The sequence below is a fragment of the Priestia sp. JV24 genome, from assembly GCF_025910025.1.
GTDB classification, from domain to species: Bacteria; Bacillota; Bacilli; order Bacillales; family Bacillaceae_H; genus Priestia; species Priestia megaterium.
Genome location: NZ_JAPCIN010000012.1, coordinates 413,483 through 435,352 on the forward strand (window position 1 = coordinate 413,483; position 21,870 = coordinate 435,352).

The 21,870-nt window shown below is 38.3% G+C and carries 16 protein-coding genes; 15 read left to right on the top strand and 1 reads right to left on the bottom strand.

All coding sequences use genetic code 11. From position 1 onward, the window contains the following. Window positions 1–481: 481 nt before the first annotated feature. From OK414_RS07780 to OK414_RS07820, 9 genes are all read left to right on the top strand, one after another. Window positions 482–1,933, top strand: coding sequence for a glycoside hydrolase family 68 protein (locus OK414_RS07780; protein ID WP_205662559.1), 1,452 nt, complete (start codon window positions 482–484; stop codon window positions 1,931–1,933). Between the two features lie 353 nt (window positions 1,934–2,286). Further along, complete coding sequence (locus OK414_RS07785) at window positions 2,287–5,073, top strand: sigma 54-interacting transcriptional regulator (RefSeq protein ID WP_205662560.1); 2,787 nt, start codon at window positions 2,287–2,289, stop codon at window positions 5,071–5,073. 254 nt (window positions 5,074–5,327) lie between these two features. Then, entirely contained in the window at window positions 5,328–5,768 is a 441-nt protein-coding gene (locus OK414_RS07790; RefSeq protein ID WP_014460796.1) for a mannose/fructose/sorbose PTS transporter subunit IIA, read from the top strand. Then, window positions 5,765–6,259 carry a PTS system mannose/fructose/N-acetylgalactosamine-transporter subunit IIB gene (locus OK414_RS07795; protein WP_013056296.1) on the top strand — a complete coding sequence of 165 codons (495 nt, stop codon included), beginning with the start codon at window positions 5,765–5,767 and terminating at the stop codon, window positions 6,257–6,259. Before OK414_RS07790 ends, OK414_RS07795 begins: the two co-directional genes overlap by 4 nt. A 12-nt stretch (window positions 6,260–6,271) precedes the next feature. Continuing rightward, window positions 6,272–7,078: a PTS mannose/fructose/sorbose transporter subunit IIC gene (locus tag OK414_RS07800; RefSeq protein ID WP_013056297.1), complete on the top strand. Its 807-nt coding sequence runs from the start codon at window positions 6,272–6,274 to the stop codon at window positions 7,076–7,078. A 26-nt stretch (window positions 7,079–7,104) separates the two neighbouring features. Further along, window positions 7,105–7,932 (top strand): mannose/fructose/sorbose PTS transporter subunit IID, encoded by an 828-nt coding sequence (locus tag OK414_RS07805; RefSeq protein WP_013056298.1) that lies wholly within the window; start codon window positions 7,105–7,107, stop codon window positions 7,930–7,932. 86 nt (window positions 7,933–8,018) lie between these two features. After that, window positions 8,019–11,597 (top strand): GH32 C-terminal domain-containing protein, encoded by a 3,579-nt coding sequence (locus OK414_RS07810; RefSeq protein WP_263045395.1) that lies wholly within the window; start codon window positions 8,019–8,021, stop codon window positions 11,595–11,597. Window positions 11,598–11,840: 243 nt separating this feature from the next. Further along, a complete protein-coding gene (map, locus tag OK414_RS07815; protein WP_047930859.1) occupies window positions 11,841–12,587 on the top strand; it encodes a type I methionyl aminopeptidase in 747 nt (248 codons plus the stop codon). Between the two features lie 235 nt (window positions 12,588–12,822). Further along, window positions 12,823–13,131, top strand: a complete 309-nt coding sequence (locus tag OK414_RS07820) for a DUF5634 family protein (protein WP_034653211.1) — start codon at window positions 12,823–12,825, stop codon at window positions 13,129–13,131. Window positions 13,132–13,998: 867 nt separating this feature from the next. On the opposite strand, the gene OK414_RS07825 is transcribed toward OK414_RS07820, so the two are convergent. Beyond that, entirely contained in the window at window positions 13,999–14,472 is a 474-nt protein-coding gene (locus tag OK414_RS07825) for a YbaK/EbsC family protein (RefSeq protein ID WP_034653210.1), read from the bottom strand. A 315-nt stretch (window positions 14,473–14,787) separates the two neighbouring features. Here OK414_RS07825 and OK414_RS07830 point away from each other — a divergent pair, with 315 nt between their 5' ends. The 6 genes from OK414_RS07830 (at window position 14,788) to OK414_RS07855 (ending at window position 21,683) form a co-directional block, all read left to right on the top strand. Beyond that, on the top strand, window positions 14,788–14,979 hold the full coding sequence (locus tag OK414_RS07830; protein WP_034653208.1) for a hypothetical protein: 192 nt from the start codon (window positions 14,788–14,790) through the stop codon (window positions 14,977–14,979). 37 nt (window positions 14,980–15,016) lie between these two features. Next, on the top strand, window positions 15,017–15,841 hold the full coding sequence (locus tag OK414_RS07835; protein WP_034653206.1) for an aldo/keto reductase: 825 nt from the start codon (window positions 15,017–15,019) through the stop codon (window positions 15,839–15,841). Between the two features lie 354 nt (window positions 15,842–16,195). Continuing rightward, on the top strand, window positions 16,196–17,707 hold the full coding sequence (gene hutH, locus OK414_RS07840) for a histidine ammonia-lyase (protein WP_205663029.1): 1,512 nt from the start codon (window positions 16,196–16,198) through the stop codon (window positions 17,705–17,707). Window positions 17,708–17,757: 50 nt separating this feature from the next. Then, entirely contained in the window at window positions 17,758–19,419 is a 1,662-nt protein-coding gene (gene hutU / locus OK414_RS07845; protein WP_205662563.1) for a urocanate hydratase, read from the top strand. A 16-nt stretch (window positions 19,420–19,435) separates the two neighbouring features. After that, on the top strand, window positions 19,436–20,725 hold the full coding sequence (gene hutI / locus OK414_RS07850; protein WP_205662564.1) for an imidazolonepropionase: 1,290 nt from the start codon (window positions 19,436–19,438) through the stop codon (window positions 20,723–20,725). Then, the gene (locus tag OK414_RS07855) at window positions 20,700–21,683 is read left to right on the top strand and encodes an agmatinase family protein (protein WP_205662565.1); all 984 of its coding nucleotides are present in this window, start codon (window positions 20,700–20,702) and stop codon (window positions 21,681–21,683) included. Before hutI ends, OK414_RS07855 begins: the two co-directional genes overlap by 26 nt. Window positions 21,684–21,870 lie beyond the last annotated feature (187 nt).

Sequence of the window (21,870 nt, forward strand, 5' to 3'; positions counted from 1 at the left end):
AAATGATAGCGATTTCTCGTGAAAAGCTACATAAAATTTAACAGGATAAAAGAATCAAATTGAAAAGCAATTATCTAATTCTTTTGTCTCTCATTATTTCCAATAGGAACTATTATATAATAAATTATTCCACTAATTCACAAAAAATACATTAACAATATTTTTTTGAAAATGGCTTACTTTAACAATTGTAGAAGAGCTTATAAAAAATAGCAGGTTAAATATGATGGTGAATTTGCTCATTTAATTAAAAAGTTGAAGGTTTAAGACTTTATAACCAAATGAAAGATATAAGAGAAGAAAAATGAGATAATTACTCCATTTTACCTATTTGACTTTTCAATATTATGCAAGTAATCTTGGAAAGGTAATGGAACCGGTTCTGTTATTTCGCCAGATTGATATGACTTCTCGATACATAGAAAATGAATTGCTTGTGAGTGACACAAGAAAAGGTATTATACAAAAGGGAGAAAAACAGATGAATATTAAGAAAATCGCAAAGCAAACTACAGCTTTATCTTTTGCTACAGCTCTGTTAATAGGTGCTGGATCTCAAACATGGGCTGCTGAAAGCAATCATAAAGATACCAACAATAATTATGGAGTTTCCCATATTACACGTGATAACATGCTGAAAATTCCTCAGCAGCAAAAAAGCGAACAGTTTAAAGTTCCAGCTTTTGATAAATCAACAATCAAAAATATTGCCTCTGCAAAAGGGTATGATAAATCGGGCAATTTAATTGATTTAGACGTATGGGACAGCTGGCCTCTGCAAAATGCTGACGGAACAGTAGCCAACTATCATGGTTACCAAGTTGTATTTGCACTAGCAGGCGATCCGAAAGATGCTGATGATACATCTATTTATGTGTTTTATCAAAAAATCGGTGAAGATTCGATTGACAGTTGGAAAAATGCAGGAAGAGTGTTCAAAGACAGTGACAAATTTGTACCGAATGATCCTCATTTGAAAAAGCAAACACAAGAATGGTCAGGATCTGCTACTTTAACATCAGACGGAAAAATACGCTTATTCTATACTAACTTTTCAGGTACAAACTATGGAAAACAAACCATAACAACGGCTCAAGTAAATGTATCCCAGCCAAGTGGAGATACGTTAAAAATTGATGGTGTTGAAGATCATAAATCCATTTTTGATGGTGATGGTAAAAAGTATCAAAATATTCAGCAGTTTATTGACGAAGGCGCATATGGTTCAGAAGATAATCATACGTTGAGAGATCCTCACTATGTAGAGGATAAAGGGCATAAATACCTTGTATTTGAAGCAAACACAGGAACTGAAGATGGTTATCAAGGTGAAGATTCCCTTTACAATCGAGCTTACTACGGTGGAAATAATCCATTTTTCCAATCAGAAAAAGAGAAATTACTTCAGAGCTCTAATAAAAAGAAAGCCTCTTTAGCAAACGGTGCATTAGGCATTGTTGAACTAAATAACGATTATACCTTGAAAAAAGTAATGGATCCACTGATTACTTCAAACACGGTGACAGATGAAATTGAACGCGCAAATGTATTTAAAAAAGATGGGAAATGGTACTTATTCACAGATTCTCGCGGATCTAAAATGACGATTGATGGTATCGGCCAAGATGACGTATATATGCTAGGGTACGTATCAAATACGCTGACAGGAAAATACAAGCCGCTAAATGATACAGGACTTGTTTTACATATGGACCTCGATCCTAATGACAAAACGTTTACGTATTCACATTTTGCAGTTCCACAAGTGAAAGGAGACAATGTCGTAATCACAAGTTACATGACAAACAGAGGCTTTTATTCAGAGGAACATTCTACTTTTGCTCCTAGCTTCTTGTTAAATATTAAAGGATCAAAAACAGCTGTTGTGAAAAACAGTATTTTACCACAAGGGCAATTAAGTACGGATAAATAATTTTTAAAAACGAAAGAAGATGGCGGTAACTGCTGCTGTTTTCTTTCGTTTTATTATTTAATCAAAAATGTGCTGTAAACGCAGTGCTGATTAAAATAAAAAAGCAGTATATACATTAATAGTTATTTAAAGAAAATGAAACATTCAGACAGACTATAACTTCAAGAATGAAACCGGTTGACATGCAAGTTTGACTAACTTAATATATTTACATATAATGGTTTGAAACGTTTTCATAGATTAGTATCACATGAGGGTACTTGTAGATGAAATAGCTTGTAGTAGTAGGGAATGATCATTTTTTTGAAAGAGAAAATTCCAATCGTGAACTGAAAATAAAGAAGGTGCTTCTAATGAAACGAATTGATAAGGTATACAATCAGCTGTTGAGTAATTTTCAAGAGTTTACAGAAGTGGAACTTTTACATAAACAAGGAAGCTCAGCGATTGAAATTGCTGAACAGTTAGATTTAGAGAGATCTAATGTAAGCCTTGAACTTAACAAACTTGTCCGCCTGCAAAAAGTAATCAAAATTAAAATGTTCCCCGTTCGCTACGTTCCGCTAGAGGTTGTTGAAACCATTTGCCGTCACAAGTGGGATACGAATAAGATGGAAGTAGAAAAACTAGAGCAGCTATCTAATGGGGGTAAAGAAGAAGCTCTTCCTGCTAATCCTTTTGAATTAATGATTGGAGCTACCGGAAGTTTGAAAAAATCGATTTCTCAAGCAAAAGCTGCTGTTCTTTACCCGCCTAATGGATTACATATGCTGCTATTAGGTCCCACGGGATCGGGAAAATCTCTTTTTGCAAAACGAATCTATCAATTTGCCTTATATTCAGAGAGGCTAAAAACAGATGCTCCGTTCATTACCTTTAACTGCGCTGATTATTACCATAATCCTCAATTACTTCTTTCTCAGTTATTTGGTCATAAGCAAGGGAGTTTCACCGGAGCAACTGAAAGTAAAGTAGGTTTAGTAGAACAAGCAAATGAAGGGATTCTCTTTATGGATGAAGTACACCGGCTTCCTCCTGAAGGCCAAGAAATGCTTTTTTACCTCATTGATCAAGGTACGTACAATCGCCTAGGGGAAACAGATCATAAGCGAACGTCTAAGGTATTAATTATTTGTGCTACAACTGAAAATCCCGGTTCAGCCTTACTGCAAACTTTCTTAAGAAGAATTCCGATGACTATCCATATTCCCTCATTAGAAGAGAGGTCTTTAAAAGAAAAAATTCGCCTCACCACGTTTCTTTTAGAACAAGAGGCTAAGCGAATTAATAAAAAGCTAAGTGTCCACATTGATGTATTAAATGCTTTAATCCACACTGAAAAATTCGGGAATGTAGGGCAGTTAAAGTCGAATGTGCAGCTCGTTTGCGCACACGGATTTTTAAATAACCTTGATAGTAAACATATGGTGGAACTTACAGTGCGAGATCTGCCTGACGATATTAAACGAGATTGGATTTCAAATAGTAAAAATATGGAGCGCAGCAAAAAAATTTCTGAATATGTAAACCTTAAAACGATTATCTCCCCGGCTATGGAGAGCCAAGAAATAAAAATGGAGGAAGACGTATCATTTAATTTATATCAGTTAATAGAAGAAAAAGTAGATGTTTTAACAAAAGAAGGTTTATCTCAAGAAGATATCAATCAGTATATTCTTACCGACATTCATTTGAATGTTCGAAGCTTTTTTAATCAAAAAAATGGCCAGAGCTCTAATTTAATGAAATTCGTAGAAGACGATGTGATGCAGCTTACAAAAGAATTAAAACAGTTGGCTGAAAAAGAATTGAACTGTAAATTTGATCGCAGGTTTATTCATTTTTTAAGTATGCATATGGAATCCTTTTTAAAGCGAAAAAAACAAGTAGACGTATTAAATACAAAGGAGATAGATGAAATTCGCGAAACATATCCAAAAGAATATGCGGTAGCACTGCTTTTTAAAAATCGAATTGAAATGTGGTTTAACATTAGCGTGCCAGAAATAGAAGTCATTTATCTCACAATGGTTATTCAATCAATTCGAACGTTAGAAGAAAATAAACGAGTAGGGATTGTAGTTGCTGCCCATGGAAACAGCACGGCAACTTCTATGGTTGAAGTTGCTACGGAGCTTTTAGGAAGCACTCCTATTATAGCTATTGATGTGCCTTTGACGGTATCTCCGGTTGAAATTGTAGACAGGTTAATCCAAGGAATTAAGAAAGTAGATGAAGGAGAAGGCGTATTAATGCTTGTGGACATGGGCTCGCTTGCCATGTTAGAAAGCAAGTTGGAACAAAAAACAGGGACTAAAATTAAGACCATCAGCAATGTGACGACGTCTATGGTGTTAGACACCGTTAGAAAAGTAAATTATTTAGATTTAAATTTATATGCCATATTTGATTCGGTGCAAAAAGACTTTATGGAATTTATAGATAAGCAGCAGCACGTGTTTGGAAAAAAGAAAGCACTTGTTTCTATTTGTACAACAGGAAGCGGTACAGCAAAACAATTAGAAAAAATCTTAACGATTATTTCACGCAAAGTATCTCAAGAACCTATTAAAATTCTAACCGTTTCTTCTATTAAATTAGCAGCAAACATTCGAGAAATTCAAAAAGAATATGAAATTGTTGCAACGGCAGGCACTAAAAATCCAAGGATTGATGCGCCTCATGTATCATTAGAAGTTCTCATTGAAGGGCAGGGAGAGCGAATACTTCAACAGGCAATTACAAAAGAAACGATAAGCTATGATGACGAGAAAACCGAAGCGAATATTGTGGTGCGTGAACTTTGCGAAGAAAACTTGCGAAAGTACCTTCTATTTATTAATCCGTACCTCATAAGTGAAATTCTGTTAGAGTGGTTAAGTCATGTACAAGATGAGTTAGAAATGGAATTAAGCAACACTGTTATGATTCGAATTGTGATGCATACAGCCTTTGCTTTAGAAAGAATGATAAAAAATGAACCTCTTACTTTTCCCGAGGATGAAGAAATCACTCACGAGTTAGAAAACATTTATCAAAAAATGGAAAAAACATTACAAGCCGTCGAAAAAAAGCTGAAACTTACCTTAACAAGAGATGAAAAATTATTTATTGCCACCATTTTTGCGGATGAAATGTAAAAATCATATTATAATTTTGAGAAACTAGTTTGATTTATATGCCACTAGTTTCTTTTTTTATCCCATTTTTTAAATAACAGAAAAACCTGTATTAAAACGCATGACGTTTTGATACAGGTTTGTTTATTTTAAGGAACCTGTATCAACAACACAGAAAAAGGTATTGAAAAATAAATGAAAGCGCTTAATACTCTTTGTTGGCACGATACTTGCAATAAATAAGTGTAGAACGTAAAAGAGAGGAGCAAGTGTACATGATTTCAGTCATTATTAGTGGACATGGTGATTTCGCGCCAGCGTTAGAGGGGTCTTCCAAAATGATATTTGGTGAAGAGAATCACGTAGTAGCCGTACCTTTTCTAAAAGGAGAGGGTATCCAAACCCTTGAAGAAAAATATAAGCAGGCATTAGAGGAAATGCCCTTAGAAAATGAAGTGCTTTTTCTAGTCGATATTTTCGGAGGTACACCCTACAATGCGGCTACTCCATATATCCTTAAAAATAAAACAGCGGATATGGTATCCGGAGTTAACTTGCCTATGTTATTAGAAGTGTTAGCCATGAGGGAACATGTTACATTAAAAGAGATGCTAGGAAGATTAAAGCAGGTAAATGAAGAAAGTTTTCAAGTGTGCAGTGAACATTTGGAGAAAATCCAGCAAGCGAACCAAATCGGAGAGGATGGATTATTATGAAAATCGTTTTAGCAAGAATTGATGACCGCTTTATTCACGGGCAGGTATTAACAAGATGGATCAAAACAAATGCAGCAGATCGAATTATCATTGTTTCAGATGAGGTGGCAGCGGATGAAATGCGAAAAACGCTTATTCTTTCTGTGGCTCCTTCGAATGTAAAAGCGAGCGCTGTCTCGATTTCTAAAATGACAAAAGCATTTCACAGCCCTCGTTATCAGGATACAACAGCCATGCTGCTGTTTGAAAACCCCGCAGACATTGTCGCTCTTGTTCAAGCGGGCGTACCTATTGAGACAGTAAACGTAGGGGGCATGCGTTTTGCTAATGACCGAAAACAAATCACTAAATCTGTAAGCGTTACCGAAAAAGATATCGATGCTTTTGAGAAACTGCAGGAACTAGGCGTAAAGCTTGAGCTGCGCCAATTACCTTCAGATTCTAGTGAAAATTTTATTCAACTACTGAGAAACGAAACAAAAATCAAATAAGGAGATGAGTTTATGTCTTCCATACAAATTATTTTATTATTAGTCATTGCAGCAGTAACTGGCATCGCAAGCGTGTTGGACGAAGGGCAATCCCATCGTCCTCTCATTGCCTGCACGTTAGTAGGCTTGGTGCTTGGAGATTTAAAAACCGGCATTATTTTAGGTGGAACACTGGAATTAATGGCTCTTGGATGGATGAATGTTGGATTGGCGATGGCACCAGATACGGCTATTGCTTCTGTTATTTCAACTATTTTAGTTATCACAGCTGGTCAGGGGATTGGTGAAGGCATTGCGGTAGCCATAGCTTTAGCAGCTGCAGGGCAAGTACTCACCATTTTTGTTCGTACCATTACGGTATTTTTAATTCATCGAGCTGATAAGTACGCGGAAGAAGGAAACTTTAAAGGAATTGAAATTATGCATATTACTGCTATGGGTTTTCAGGCTCTCCGCGTTATGATTCCAACTTTAATTGTTACATTAATCAGCGTAAGCGCCGTGCAAACTTTCCTCGGAAATATTCCGGAAGTTATTACAAAAGGCCTGCAAATTGGAGGAGGCATTATCGTGGTCGTAGGATATGCCATGGTTATCAATATGATGAACATTCCTCATTTAAAGCCCTTTTTCTATATCGGGTTCTTATTGGCGGCATTTACAGGGTTTAACCTGGTAGGATTTGGAGCGCTGGGTCTTTGTTTAGCACTTCTTTATCAGCAAGTAATGCAGCAGCGAAATCAAATGCAGCCGGCAGGCGTTCCCGCAGCTACAGGGAGCGAACAAGTATATGATGATGACGATGATTTAGATGCCTAAACGGCGAACTTAAGGGAGGGATAGAGATGGAAAATGAAAAAAGATTAACGAAAAAAGATATCTTTAGCATGTTCATTCGTTCGAATTTTTTACTTGGTTCATTTAACTTTGAACGTGTTCAAGCAATGGGCTACTGTTATGTTATGATTCCAGCAATCAAACGCTTATATGGACCAGGAGCTCAGCGAAATGCAGCATTAAAGCGTCACTTAGAATGGTTCAATACACACCCATGGATTTCCGCACCTATATTCGGCGTCACGGCAGCAATGGAAGAAGAAATGGCAAACAAAAAAGATTTTGATGAAAAAGCTATCAGCGGAATGAAAATTGGATTAATGGGCCCGCTTGCTGGTGTAGGAGACCCTATTTTCTGGGGAACGCTTCGACCAGTTCTCGCAGCCCTAGGCGCCTCGCTTGCGTTAGGCGGTAATATTGCCGGGCCACTGCTGTTTTTTATCTTAATTAATGCAATTCGATTAAGTACAAAATATTATGGATTAAAATATGGTTACTTAAAAGGAACAGAAATTTTAAAAGATTTAGTAGGCAATCGAATTCAAAAACTGACGGAAGGTGCATCCATTTTAGGACTCTTCGTAATGGGAGCGTTGGTTTCGAAATGGACCACTATTAATATACCAGTGGTTGTTTCTAGGATCAAAGATGATTCTGGTAAAGTTGTGGTAAAAACCGTGCAAGACGTACTTGATAGTATTCTACCAGGGCTGCTTCCTTTAGCACTAACTCTATTAGTAGCATGGATGCTTCGAAAAGGTACAAATCCGCTGCTTATTATTTTCGGTATTTTCTTAATTGGTATAGGGGGTTATTGGATAGGCTTTTTAGGATGATAAATAAGAGGAGTCATCTATTCTTCTAGCATCTGCTGGTGAAAATGTTTTACATAACCAGTATGCAAATAAAGGAGGAAAGGAAGATGAAAAGAACCGTTAAAAAGTTATTGATGATTGGAGTCGCTTGTTCCATAAGCTTGTTTTCTGCATGCCCTGTATTAGCTGATAATACAGGGTATTATCAAGAAAAATACCGGAATCAATTTCATTTTTCTCCAGAAGCGAACTGGATGAACGATCCAAATGGAATGGTCTATTATAACGGAGAGTATCACCTTTTTTATCAGTATTATCCTTACGGTACCACTTGGGGACCTATGCACTGGGGGCATGCAGTTAGTACAGATTTAGTGAAATGGAAACACCTGCCGATTGCTCTTTCTCCAGACGAGAACGGAGAGATTTTTTCCGGAAGTGCCGTTATCGATTGGAATAATACCGCAGGGTTTGGAAAAGAAGCAATGGTAGCTATCTTTACACACTCGGGCAGAAAAGGACAAGTGCAAAGTCTAGCATACAGCAAGGACAGGGGAAGAACGTGGACCAAGTATGAAGGAAACCCTATTATGCCGAATCCCCCAGTTCCTGACTGGCGCGACCCAAAAGTGTTTTGGCATGACCAAACCAAGCAGTGGGTGATGTCTTTAGCTGCTAAAGATAAAATTATGTTTTATACATCACCTGACTTGAAAAATTGGAAATACGCTAGTGAGTTTGGACCTGATGGAGGCATCCAAGCAAACGGGCAAAGTGGTGCATACTCATATACTTTATCCGAACAAAAAGGTCAATCCTTTACTCTAGAGGGGGAAATTACGCTTGTAGAAAAGAATGGACGCGCAGGCGCAGGCGGTCTTGTTTTTCGTTCTAATAAAGACGCAACAAACGCATATACCGTCAATTTAGATGCAGAAAAGAACCTCTTAACACTTAACAAAGTAGAGAAAGGAAGCGTAACGACTGTTGTTTCAAAGCCAATGAGGCTTGATACATCACAAGCATATCATGTAAAAGTAGAAGCAAACAGTCACTACTTTAAGGTACTGCTAAATGGAAAACAGGTTCTAGAAGGCAGTGATGCGTCTTTTGAAAATGGTCAGTTTGGATTAACAGCATGGAATTCCACAGCTGTCTTTCGTCATGTTAAATTTACGAATCAATCTAATTTCATAACCAATCTATCTAACTGGAAACCTGTTACGGGAACATGGAATGATACTGCTGATGGAAAAACCGGTAAATCTGACAGCGACGGATACATTATGAGTGAAGAACAGGGAGATCAGTTTATTTACGAGTCAAATATGACATTTTTAGATGAAAACCCTGGTTCAGGTGCACTACTCTTTCGGGCAGACGCGGAAGCCAAAAACGGATATATAGCTAGCGTGGATGCTTCTAAGGATACAATCAAACTAGTAAAGCTTCAAAATGGCATTTCAACTGTCCTTGCCGAAACAAATGAAAAAATTGATACGAGCAAATCACATCAAGTAAAAGTAACTGCATCTGGAAATAAACTTGATTTGTATATAGACGATAACTTCACCCTTACTGCAAAAGATGAAACTTTTTCAAAAGGATTGTTTGGACTACATGTTAATCAATCTTCAGTCCGGTTTCAAGACGTTAACATGACCAAGTTTATTGATACAGATGAAAAAGAAATTAAAAATAAAAGTTTTGAAACAGGCGATCTCACCGGCTGGAAAACGATAAAAGGAAATGCATTCACAAACGATCATGTAACGGATGCAACCACAAATTGGAGCGGTCTCTTTGAACAAAAAGGAAAGTATCATTTATGGGGATTTTCCGATAAGCAAGATGGTGATAATGCCACTGGAGAATTACATTCGTCTTATTTTAAATTGAGCGGATCAGGTGAAATCAATTTGTTAATGGGAGGCGGAAACGACCCCGCAAACCGCTATGTAGCCTTAGTCCGGGCATCCGACGATAAAGAATTGATTCGTCAAGCGAATACAAAGTTTGCAGATGAAAAGTATCAGCGCTACGTATGGGATGCTTCTAAGTATATAGGAGAAGTACTGTACATTAAAGCCGTTGATCAAGCTGTAGGCGGATGGGGGCATATTAATCTAGATGATGTGAATGTATTTCATACAGAAAAAATGCCGGATAAAGTAGACAGTGTAGCAAAAGAACCGGAGGAAGCTAAACAAAGAGAAAGCGGAGAGATTTCAGATTGGAACACAGTGTCAGGAGAATGGGTGAATTCAACTCACGGAAGCAACGGAGGCATTTGGGAGTGTCCTACTTTACTCGAACTGCCGGTTGATGGAGACAGCACAAAGAAAAAATGGGTGCTGCAGGTCAGCATCAATGATGGAGCGGCAGCTGGAGGTTCAGGGATGCAGTACTTTGTTGGGGATTTTGACGGAAAAACATTTAAAAATGAAAACCCGCCAGAGGAAGTGCTTTGGACAGATTATGGTGCCGACTTTTATGCTGCTGTAGATTGGAGCGGAGTTGCAGGAGATAACGGAGAAAAGTATTGGCTAGGCTGGATGAGCAACTGGCAATATGCAAACAATACTCCCACTACTACTTGGAGAAGCTCTATGTCAATCCCAAGAAAAATAGAACTCACCAACACAGCAAAAGGGCTTCGTTTAAAACAAATACCTGTTTCAATTGATTCAATCCGCAATAAGCAAGAAAAAAAGATATTGAAGAATCTCATGGTTACTGAAAATGGAAATCTTCTTTCAGGCATACAGGAAAACAAATATGAAATTATGGCAGAATTCGATGTTTCTAATACAGAGGCACAAGAATTTGGTTTTCAAATTCAAAAAGAAGGCAGTGAAAATACGAAAGTCAGCTATAACATAAACAAACAGCGATTATCTGTTGACCGAACAAACTCTGGAAGTTTTGATTTTGGTGAAAATGTGAAAGGCAAACACTCTGCTTCCATGCTTCCAAAAGACGGAAAGGTTAAGCTTCATATGTTTGTAGACCAGTCGTCTGTAGAAGTATTTGGTAATGACGGCACGGAAGTAATAACAGACCAGCTCTTTCCAACGCTTTCAAGCAATAAAATAAGGCTTTATAGCAAAGGAGGCGCTGTAAAATTAAATTCTCTTAAGATGTATCCGTTAAAATCAATTTGGAATAAAAGTCCTGTTGAGACAAACTTATCAGGGTGGAAAAGCATTAGCGGACTATGGGCCGATACGATTAACGGGAAACAAGGACGAAGCAAAGAAGATGCCTTTACCTTATCATCAAAAGAAGCAAAAAATTTCACATATGAGGCAAAGATAAAGGTGTTAAAGGAGGCTGTTTCAAATTCTACAGGAGCAGGAGCGCTAGTATTCCGTTCGGGTGAACAGGCAAATAACGCTTACGCTGCGAATATAGATGTGCTTAATAATCAAGTGAAACTCATTGCGTTTAGAGATGGAATAGGAAAGGATCTCATTATTTACGACGATGGGGGAAAGCTGGATTTAAAACCAAATACGGATTACCATCTAAAAGTAAGGGCTGAAGGAGAGCACATTCAAGTTTATCTCGATGGCAAGCTGGTGATCGATACAATGGATCCTACCTTTTCAGAAGGTTATGCTGGGCTGAATGTGTGGAATTCTACTAGTTTGTTTAATGAAGTGAAGCTTGAAATAGTGGATTAAGGGATTGTGAAAGCTGCCGTTTACTAAGGCAGCTTTTATATAACATAAAAAAGTATGCTGCGGTGAAGTAGCATGCTTTTTTGAATTTCATAGGTTAATGAAGAGGATTTTTACATATGATAAATATCTTACTAATCTAATTAATCATACATTTTAGTTCTTAAAAGGTCTTTTGAAAAATCCTCATAAAAATATGATAAAATCGGATAGGATATATATTTCGAGGAAGGAAAGTGTTTTTTTATGATTATTGGTAACGAACAAGATTTAGAAAGTTTACGCAAAATTGGACGCATCGTTGCACTTGCGCGCGAAGAGATGAAAAACCAAGCAAAAGCAGGTATGACAACAAAAGAACTTGATATGATCGGTAAAAAAATATTGGATGAACATGGTGCTATTTCTGCACCTGAAAAAGAATATGATTTCCCAGGTGTAACGTGCATTAGTGTTAACGAAGAAGTGGCTCACGGTATTCCGGGAGATCGAGTATTAAAAGATGGCGATTTAGTAAATGTGGATGTATCTGCCGTACTTGATGGCTATTATTCAGATACAGGCATTTCATTTGTTATCGGGAAAGATGAAGAAAAAGAAAAGCTGTGTCAAGCTGCAGTAGATGCATTTTGGGCAGCTATGAAAAAAGTAAAAGCTGGTTCAAAACAAAACCAAATTGGTCGTGCTGTTTCTAACTTTGCACACCAAAACGGATACGCGGTTATTGAAAATTTAACGGGTCATGGTGTTGGCCGCAGCTTGCATGACGCTCCTAACCACATTTTAAACTATTATGATCCAATGGATAAAGCACTTTTGAAAAAAGGTCTTGTTATTGCTGTAGAACCGTTTATCTCTATGAAAGCTGATCATATCATTGAACGCGGAGACGACGGCTGGACGTTTGTTACACCTGATAATAGTCTTGTAGCACAATGTGAACATACGATTGTTGTAACAAACGGTGAACCGATTATTTTAACTGAACTATAATCAAGTTCCGCACGTCTTCTTATTTTTATGGATTCCATTAATTAAATTAATAAAAAGCTACTTCACTTAGCAATGTTTTTTTATTGTGTTATAGTGAGGTGGCTTTTTTGATTTATTACGCAATGAATGATGATCATATTGATTTGCTTTGTTCAGATAACGTTTGAAAGATAGTGTAATTGAATATGCTCAAGGGAATGCTAAACATAAATCAAAATGAAAAGGGGTATAAAATGTGGAATATGTAAAAAGAGAAACGGCTATAAGTGAACTGACGCATCATATGGATGACATTTTAAACAAATATAACCTTCAAGGCGTCTCCGTATATGAAGAAGAAGGAGAAGGTAATCACTATTATCTTGGCTACACAGTAAAAAAGAATGATCAGGTGTTTATGCTAAACAGACCTTATCTAAAAGATAAAGACGGGAAACTAGCAGTAGAAAAGCAAGAATGGACCGTTCAAGGTAACGAAGGAGAAACAAATGGACATGCTTCACTTGAAGATGCATTTCAAAAAATTGATGAAATCGTACATTAAATAAATTCGATGAATTTCACTGCGGATACTTTTCTTTGAACACTTGAGTACGAGCAGTAGAAGCGCTACTAGGTAACGGGTGTCTTTCATCTATACTATCTAAATTTTCTTTGCTTTGAAATCTAGAAAATTATATAATGAAAAATTGTTTTTTTAGGTTTTACTATATAAATACGGGGTACACATATAGTACAGCAGCTATCATGCAAATGGTTGTTGTGAAAGGTTAAATACTTAGCGTTTGAAGGGACTGATTAGTTTTGAAAGGCTTAACAGCGACTTCAGCAAATGTATTACCGCAAATTGAAAGCAGATATTCGTATCTGACACAAGGCACTTTGGTTATGAACCGATATACGTAACGAAAGGGCCTGACTAGGCAAACAAAGGAAAGACTGAATCAACTAGAAGAAGCCTGCATCTAAAAATGTAGGCTTCTTCTTTTTTACAGATGAAACTAAGGTGATGAGTGAGTACATAGCGGGTATAAATTAAAAAGATTCACATTCAGTCAATTTTCCGTACACGTTTTTCTTGAAAAAAGGTCATAAGTTGAAGATACTGTATATAACTATGTAAAAGAATTTTTGAAGACAAAATAGTAAATCTGCTTGAGGTGAAAATGATGAGAAAAGCAAATAAAAGTGAATTTCTGTGGAATACGTTAGACGGCTGGCTTTTTATCCCTAGGAACATTCCTTTACTATTCCTTTTTGTATTTCTCTTAGGGGTTTCTTACCTAGGTTGGGTTAAGCTGTTTCATAAATTCGTTTAGATACACCAATGAGCTGAAACAAAAAACTGTTTCAGCTTGTGGGCGTGGTGATTTATTTATTTTATGTATAGCTGTACCGTAATTTACCTGAATTATTCATTCCATCCTTTGCATACATCAACCCATTTTAAGCATTTCGAAAATTCTTCTAGTTCGGGTATTGTTAATTCGATTGCACTATTTCCACTTCCACAGGCAGGGAAAATGGTGACAAAACGTTTCAGAGATTCATCTAGGTACACGTGAACACCTTCATTAACGGCAAACGGGCATACTCCGCCTACAGCATGACCAATCAGCGTTTCTACTTCACTTGCTCCAAGCATTTTTGCTTTGGTTCCGAACTCTTCTTTATATTTTCGGTTGTCAATTTTTGCATCTCCCGCTGCCACAATCAATAAAACGGTTCCTTCTGCGTTAAAAGAAAGACTTTTTGCGATTCGTTGCGGCTCGCATTTTAAAGCTTGCGCTGCCAGTTCTACAGTAGCACTGGACTCATCCATTTCAATAATTCGATTCTCCATGTCATATTGTTTAAAATATGCTTTTACTTTTTCAATCGCCATTTTTTATATCCATTCCTTTCATTGAATCTCGCAAATATGTATGATTGCCTTACAGAGAATGTACAGTTGTTCTTTAAAGTGAAAAATTCTTATTATTTTAATATACAGAAATTATACACAACTTTGAAGTTAAAAGCACATATTCGTTTTAATTAAAAAAGTTACGTAAGTAAAGTATTTTTAACTGATTAAAGCAGGATTACGGAACCCTTTGACGAATGTAACTATGTCGGCTGCGAAAACATAGGCATTAGAACAAAAGATAAATGATGAAATTGAAAAGGCGCAAACGTTCTAGTGAAATGAGGAGAAGGAATGCCAAATTTACACACTGTCGTCAGTTTTTTTAGCAGTACATGTATGGCAACGATGAGTATGATTTATTTGTTTTCCCTTGTGCCGCGCGCATGGTCTTTTAAATTTCGATTTGGAGCCATGGTTATAGGAATCCCAGTCGGCATTATAATGGGACAGGTTGCTATGCTGATCGGCTGGCACCATCATTAAAACTTTGAACTTTTTAACAAAAAAGGAGACGTGTAAAATGAATATGGTTACATTAAACAATGGTTTAAAAATGCCTCAGCTTGGGTTTGGCGTATGGCAAGTAGAAGATAACCAAGCAGCAGCTGCAGTGTCAAAAGCAATTGAGGTTGGGTATACCTCTATTGACACAGCTATGATTTATAAAAATGAAGAAGGAGTAGGTCAGGCGATTAAAGAATCTTCTGTTCCTCGAGAACAGCTGTTTATTACAACAAAAGTTTGGAACAGCGACCAAGGCTATGAAAATGCATTACGTGCATTTGATGAAAGCTTAGAACGATTAGGACTTGATTATGTCGATTTATATTTAATTCACTGGCCTACGCCTCAATATGATGAGTACGTGGAGACGTATAAAGCATTAGAAAAGCTTTATCACGACGGAAAAGTAAAAGCAATTGGCGTCTGCAACTTTGAAATTGAACATTTAGAGCGCTTGTTAAACGAATGTGATGTAACACCGGTTTTAAACCAAATTGAGTGCCATCCGTATCTTGCTCAAAACGAATTAAAAGAGTTTTGCGCTAAACATAATATTTTTGTGGAAGCATGGAGTCCTCTTGATCAAGGCGGAGAAGTGTTACAAGACGAGGTTATTCAAAAAATTGCTGAAGTACATAGCAAAACTCCGGCTCAAGTTGTATTGCGCTGGCACTTACAGAACAACACAATTGTCATCCCTAAATCAGTTACACCGTCTAGAATAGAAGAAAACTTTAACGTGTTTGATTTTGAACTAACTGCCGATGATATGGCAGAGATTAATGGGTTAAACAGCAACCGCCGCAAAGGTCCGCACCCAAGTGACATGAACGTCCGATAACGTTTAAAAAATAAAATTTTGCAGCCGTGAATCATCGCTGCTATAAGAAAAAACCATTTTATTTCAGATTATTTAAAATTTTCTTAAATAATGATTGACAAATGATTAATTTAGCGCAATACTTAGTGTAGATACTCTAGTTGCTTTAAGATGTACAGCTTAAAGTGTATAGTGATTTAGTCATTTAGCGATTGTATGTATAAGTGAAATACTGATTATTAATAAAAGCCCATAGTGTAAGTAGGTTAGTTTATAGGGGGCTATATCAAAAGGAGCTTGTTTCCTCTTTGATATAGCCCCTTTTTGTGTTCAAAAAGAAAAGGTAGTCTACAGTTTAACAAGGGAGCGGGTATGATGTTTATTCAAATTGATGGAAATTCACTGACGTTCGACCAAATTTACAAAGTTATTTACCAAGGATACTCCGTGAAAATTAGCGATCACGCAGTTGAACATATACAAAAAAGCAGAACGTTAGTTGAAGAGAGCATTACGAACAACAACGTCATTTACGGAGTGAATACGGGATTTGGAAAGTTTAGCGATACGGTTATTTCAAAAACAGACTTAGCTGATCTGCAGATTAACCTAATTCGCAGTCATGCCTGCGGACTAGGAGAGCCATTCTCGTTAGAAGTAAGCAGAGTCATGCTGCTTTTACGAGCGAATGCATTAGCTAAAGGGTATTCCGGAATACGACTGGAAACCTTGCAGCTTCTTATCGATTGCTTAAATCAAAACGTAGTACCGGTTATCCCGAGTCAAGGTTCGCTTGGAGCTAGCGGTGACTTAGCCCCGTTATCACATCTAGCGCTGCTGTTAGTTGGAGAAGGAGAAGCTGTATATAATGGTCAGCGAATGCAAGGAGAAGAAGCTTTAAAGCTAGCGGGGCTTGAACCTATACAATTACAGGCAAAAGAAGGGCTAGCTCTAATTAACGGCACTCAGGCAATGACGGCTGTAGGCGTAGCTTCGTACCTTGAAGCTCAAAAGCTCGCTGATCTTGCGGACGGGATTGCAGCACTAACACTAGAAGGTCTGCAAGGTATTGTAGAAGCATTCATGCCCGAGTCTCATGCAGTAAGGCCTTATCGCGAACAACAGCAGGTAGCTGCCCGAATTCTTTCGTACTTAGAAGGCAGTCAATTAACTACTTCTCAAGGTCAAATAAGAGTGCAAGATGCTTATTCACTGCGCTGTATTCCTCAAGTTCATGGTGCTATTTATCAAGTTTTAAATTATGTGAAAGAAAAGCTTTTAATTGAGATTAATTCAGCAACCGATAACCCGCTCATCTTTGCCGACAGCGGCAAAGTAATTTCTGGAGGGAACTTTCACGGGCAGCCTATTGCGTTTGCTATGGATTTTCTAGGAATTGCAATGGCGGAGCTTGGGAATATTTCTGAACGGCGCATTGAACGAATAGTAAACCCTCAGCTTAGCGGGCTGCCGGCATTTTTAAGTACAGATCCAGGTCTAGAGTCCGGGCTCATGATTACTCAATACGCTGCTGCTTCATTAGTTTCCGAAAATAAAGTATTAGCGCATCCATCAAGTGTCGATTCTATCCCATCTTCAGCGAATCAAGAAGATCATGTCAGCATGGGAACGACTGCTGCACGTCATGCTTATCAAATTATCCAAAATACACGAAGAGTTTTATCAATTGAAGCAATTTGTGCGGCTCAAGCAGCTGATATTCAAGGGGTGGATAAACTGGCTTCGGAAACAAGAAAAATTTATTCAAGAATTAGAAAAACCGTACCAACCATTACTAAAGACCGAATTTTCTCACGTGATATTGAAGCGTTAGCAGCTGATTTCAAAACCTTTGTGCAAGATACTAATTATGAACTAGCGCTGTAATAAAAATGTTCGTTTAACAGTTTTTCATTTTTATAGAGGAGGAAAACGAAATGGAGACAAAACAAAGTGGAATAAAAGCACCTCGTGGAACAGAACTAACGACAAAAGGCTGGGTACAAGAAGCTGCTCTTCGCATGCTTCTAAACAATTTAGATTCTGAAGTAGCGGAGCATCCGGAAAAGTTAGTCGTATACGGAGGAATCGGAAAAGCAGCCCGTAACTGGGAGGCGTTCGATCGTATTGTCGCAGCGTTAAAAGAGTTAGAAGAAGATGAAACGCTTCTCATACAGTCCGGTAAGCCTGTTGCGGTTTTTAAAACCCACAGTGATGCACCGCGTGTTTTATTAGCGAATTCGAATCTTGTTCCTGCTTTTGCAAATTGGGAGACGTTCCATGAGCTTGATAAAAAAGGGTTAATGATGTACGGACAAATGACTGCAGGAAGCTGGATTTATATCGGAAGCCAAGGCATTGTTCAAGGAACGTATGAAACATTTGCTGAGTGTGCCAACCAGCATTTTAACGGAACTTTGAAAGGAACGATTACGCTAACAGCTGGATTAGGAGGAATGGGAGGCGCACAGCCACTAGCTGTTACGATGGCAGGCGGGGTTGTAATTGGAATTGATGTTGATCGCACGCGTATTGAAAAACGTATCGAAACAAAATATTGCGATACGGTAGTCGAAAGTGTAGATGATGCAATCACGTTAGCTGAAGATGCAAAAAGATTGGGCAAAGCGCTTTCCATTGGATTAGTTGGAAATGCAGCCGAGATTCTTCCTAAGATGATAGAGCGAGGATTTATCCCAGATATTGTGACGGATCAAACATCGGCACATGATCCGCTTAACGGATATTTGCCGATTGGAGTCAGCTTAGCAGAAGGAGAAAGATTGCGGAATACAAATCCAAATGAATATATAAAACAATCAAAAGCAAGTATGGCTATTCACGTTCAAGCCATGTTAGAGATGCAGAGAAAAGGCGCGATTGCTTTTGACTATGGCAATAATATTCGCCAAGTGGCGTTGGATGAAGGTGTCACGAATGCATTTGATTTCCCGGGATTTGTCCCAGCGTACATCCGTCCGCAGTTCTGTGAAGGAAAAGGACCGTTTCGATGGGTCGCTTTGTCAGGAAACCCAGAGGATATTTATAAAACAGATGAAGTCATTTTACGTGAGTTTTCGGATAATACGCATCTTTGCAACTGGATTAGAATGGCGAGAGAAAAAATTGAGTTTCAAGGATTGCCGGCTCGTATTTGCTGGCTAGGCTACGGAGAAAGAGCGCGCTTTGGAAAAATTATTAATGACATGGTAGCGAACGGAGAGCTGTCAGCGCCTATCGTTATTGGCAGAGATCATCTAGATGCCGGTTCTGTAGCTTCGCCAAATCGTGAGACTGAAGCAATGAAAGATGGCAGTGATGCAGTAGCAGACTGGCCGATTTTAAATGCATTAGTCAATACGGCAGCAGGCGCAAGCTGGGTATCTGTTCACCACGGAGGAGGAGTAGGTATGGGGTATTCTCTTCACGCTGGGATGGTTGTAGTGGCAGATGGGACGGAAGATGCCGCCAAACGTCTAGAACGTGTTTTAACAACAGACCCAGGCATGGGTGTTGCTCGTCATGTAGACGCCGGCTATGATAAGGCCATTCAAACTGCAAAAGAAAAAGGAATACAAATTCCCGCGTTAAATGAATAAAAAAGGAGGGATACGTATGACTATTACGTATATCAAATGCGCTGCACAAGTCATTACGGTTAAAGGAGGAAGTCAGCCTAGACGAGCGGAAGAAATGTCAGAGCTAGGCATTATTGAAAACGGCAGTATACTCGTGAAAAATGGAAGAATTGTATTTGTTGGGCCTGACGTTAAAGCTAAGGAATATCTTGAACAGATTCAGGAACAGGTTCATGTAATTGATGCCTCAGGAAAAATTGTAACGCCTGGGTTGATCGATCCCCACACTCACCTTGTGTTTGGCGGCAGTCGTGAAAAAGAATTAGAAATGCGCTTAAACGGAGCAAAATATATTGATATTTTAAAAGAGGGAGGAGGAATTTTACAAACAACCGTTAGTACACGACAAGCAACGGAAGAGGAGCTAATCAAGCAATCTACAAAACGTTTAAATAAATTTCTGCAGTACGGAGTTACAACTGTCGAAGCAAAAAGCGGGTACGGTTTAAATCTTAAAGACGAAATCAAACAATTAAAAGTAGCGAAGAAACTGAATGAACAGCATCCAGTAGATGTGGTTTCAACCTTTATGGGAGCTCATGCGGTGCCAGTTGAGTACAAAGGCAATGAAGATGAGTTTGTTCGTTTCGTTATCGAAGAAATGATACCAATCGTTGCAAAAGAAGAGCTAGCGGAGTTTTGTGATGTGTTTTGTGAAGAAGGCGTGTTTACAGTTGAACAGTCAGAGCGTATTTTACAAGCTGGAAAAGCATACGGACTAAAACCTAAAATCCACGCTGATGAAATTGTTTCTTTTGGCGGGGCAGAATTAGCGGCTAAAGTGGGAGCTGTGTCCGCGGATCATTTACTAAAAGCATCGGATCAAGGAATTAAGCAAATGGCTGAAAGCGGAGTTATAGCGGTGCTATTGCCGGGTACTGCATTCTTTTTAATGGAAGAGCCGGCGCGTGCTAGAAAAATGATCGAAGCAGGAGTACCTGTTGCTTTATCAACAGATCGAAACCCGGGTTCTTCTCCTACGGAATCACTTCCGTTTATTATGAATTTAGCTTGTTTAACGATGAAAATGACGCCAGCAGAAGTGTTAACGGCCTGTACGATTAATGCAGCTCACGCCATTTGTAAAGGGGATCAAATCGGAAGCATTGAAGTAGGTAAAAAAGCCGATTTAGTGCTATTTGACGCTCCAAATTATCAAACGCTGCAATATAACTATGCGGTAAATCTTGTAGACACGGTATTAAAAGATGGAAAAGTAGTGGTTGAAGGCGGTGTGTTACATGAGCTATCCGTACCCACAGCTTGATCGACCGCCTTTTTGCTGGCAGCGTCAAAGCACTCATGAACCAAAAGTAAGCGATTGGATTCAAACAGTTGAAGATGGGAGCAACTTCGACTTTCCATCGATAGATATTACGGTCTTAGGTGTGCCTCTTTCAAGGTCCTCCATTAGCGCTTCTGGAGCCAGTGAGACGCCAATGGCCATGAGGAAGCTCTGGAAATCCTTAAATCCGTATCATATTGAGTATGATACGGATTTAACTTCCCTGTCAGTGTTGGACTTAGGAGACGTTAAACAGCATGTAACGGATATAGAGAAATCCCATCAGCATATAAAAGAAGCGATGATGTCTATGCGGAAATATCATCCGCATGCGCTGCCTGTTATGCTTGGAGGAGATCATTCTATTACAGCTATGTTAGTAAAAGGGTGGAAAGCGTCACATCCTGAACAGAAGATAGGGATTTTACAGTTTGATACGCACTTTGACTTACGCAGTCTAGAAGATAATGGGCCTTCTAATGGAACACCTATACGAAATTTAATTGAAAGCAACACGATTGATGCAAGACATGTATGGAATATTGGACTTCACGGGTTTTATAATTCAAAATCGTTAAAGGAATATGCAGATAGTAAAGGCGTTCATTATGTAACGTTACTGCAAGCAAGAAAAGCGGGAATAACTCATACCGTGAAAGAAGCATTAAAACAGCTGAGCAAAGAGGTAGACATGATCTATTTAACCGTTGATATGGATGTGTTAGATATCGCTTACGCACCGGGAGTTCCAGCAGGAACGACAGGCGGAATGAGGACAGATGAGTTGTTTGAAGCAGTATACACCGCCGGGAGTCATCCGCTTGTTCAAGCAATGGATATTGTATGTCTAGATCCGCTGCGTGATGTAGGAGAAATTACCGTGAAAGCAGGCGTACACGTGTTTTTGAATTTTTTAACAGGCGTTGCAAACAGAAAGTAAGGAAGTGTGCTTCCTTACTTTTTTATATGGCTATTTTTATAAGATTCATAAACGATTGTTGAGAGTGGGATAAAATAATTTTAGGAGTGTGTAGGGGTTTTAGTAAATATATTTTTACTAAAATAAACGATTTTTATTGTTTTTATTCGAATTTAGTAATAATATATTTACTAAAGAAGGTGGATAT

Bases quoted from the DNA above. Each gene is read 5' to 3' on its own strand.
- OK414_RS07835 (WP_034653206.1), top strand. From the start codon at position 15,017: ATGAATATGGTTACATTAAACAATGGTTTAAAAATGCCTCAGCTTGGG.
- OK414_RS07790 (WP_014460796.1), top strand. From the start codon at position 5,328: ATGATTTCAGTCATTATTAGTGGACATGGTGATTTCGCGCCAGCGTTA.
- hutU (WP_205662563.1), top strand. From the start codon at position 17,758: ATGGAGACAAAACAAAGTGGAATAAAAGCACCTCGTGGAACAGAACTA.
- OK414_RS07795 (WP_013056296.1), top strand. From the start codon at position 5,765: ATGAAAATCGTTTTAGCAAGAATTGATGACCGCTTTATTCACGGGCAG.
- OK414_RS07825 (WP_034653210.1), bottom strand. From the start codon at position 14,472: ATGGCGATTGAAAAAGTAAAAGCATATTTTAAACAATATGACATGGAG.
- OK414_RS07810 (WP_263045395.1), top strand. From the start codon at position 8,019: ATGAAAAGAACCGTTAAAAAGTTATTGATGATTGGAGTCGCTTGTTCC.
- OK414_RS07830 (WP_034653208.1), top strand. From the start codon at position 14,788: ATGCCAAATTTACACACTGTCGTCAGTTTTTTTAGCAGTACATGTATG.
- OK414_RS07805 (WP_013056298.1), top strand. From the start codon at position 7,105: ATGGAAAATGAAAAAAGATTAACGAAAAAAGATATCTTTAGCATGTTC.
- hutI (WP_205662564.1), top strand. From the start codon at position 19,436: ATGACTATTACGTATATCAAATGCGCTGCACAAGTCATTACGGTTAAA.
- OK414_RS07780 (WP_205662559.1), top strand. From the start codon at position 482: ATGAATATTAAGAAAATCGCAAAGCAAACTACAGCTTTATCTTTTGCT.
- map (WP_047930859.1), top strand. From the start codon at position 11,841: ATGATTATTGGTAACGAACAAGATTTAGAAAGTTTACGCAAAATTGGA.
- OK414_RS07855 (WP_205662565.1), top strand. From the start codon at position 20,700: ATGAGCTATCCGTACCCACAGCTTGATCGACCGCCTTTTTGCTGGCAG.
- OK414_RS07800 (WP_013056297.1), top strand. From the start codon at position 6,272: ATGTCTTCCATACAAATTATTTTATTATTAGTCATTGCAGCAGTAACT.
- OK414_RS07785 (WP_205662560.1), top strand. From the start codon at position 2,287: ATGAAACGAATTGATAAGGTATACAATCAGCTGTTGAGTAATTTTCAA.
- hutH (WP_205663029.1), top strand. From the start codon at position 16,196: ATGTTTATTCAAATTGATGGAAATTCACTGACGTTCGACCAAATTTAC.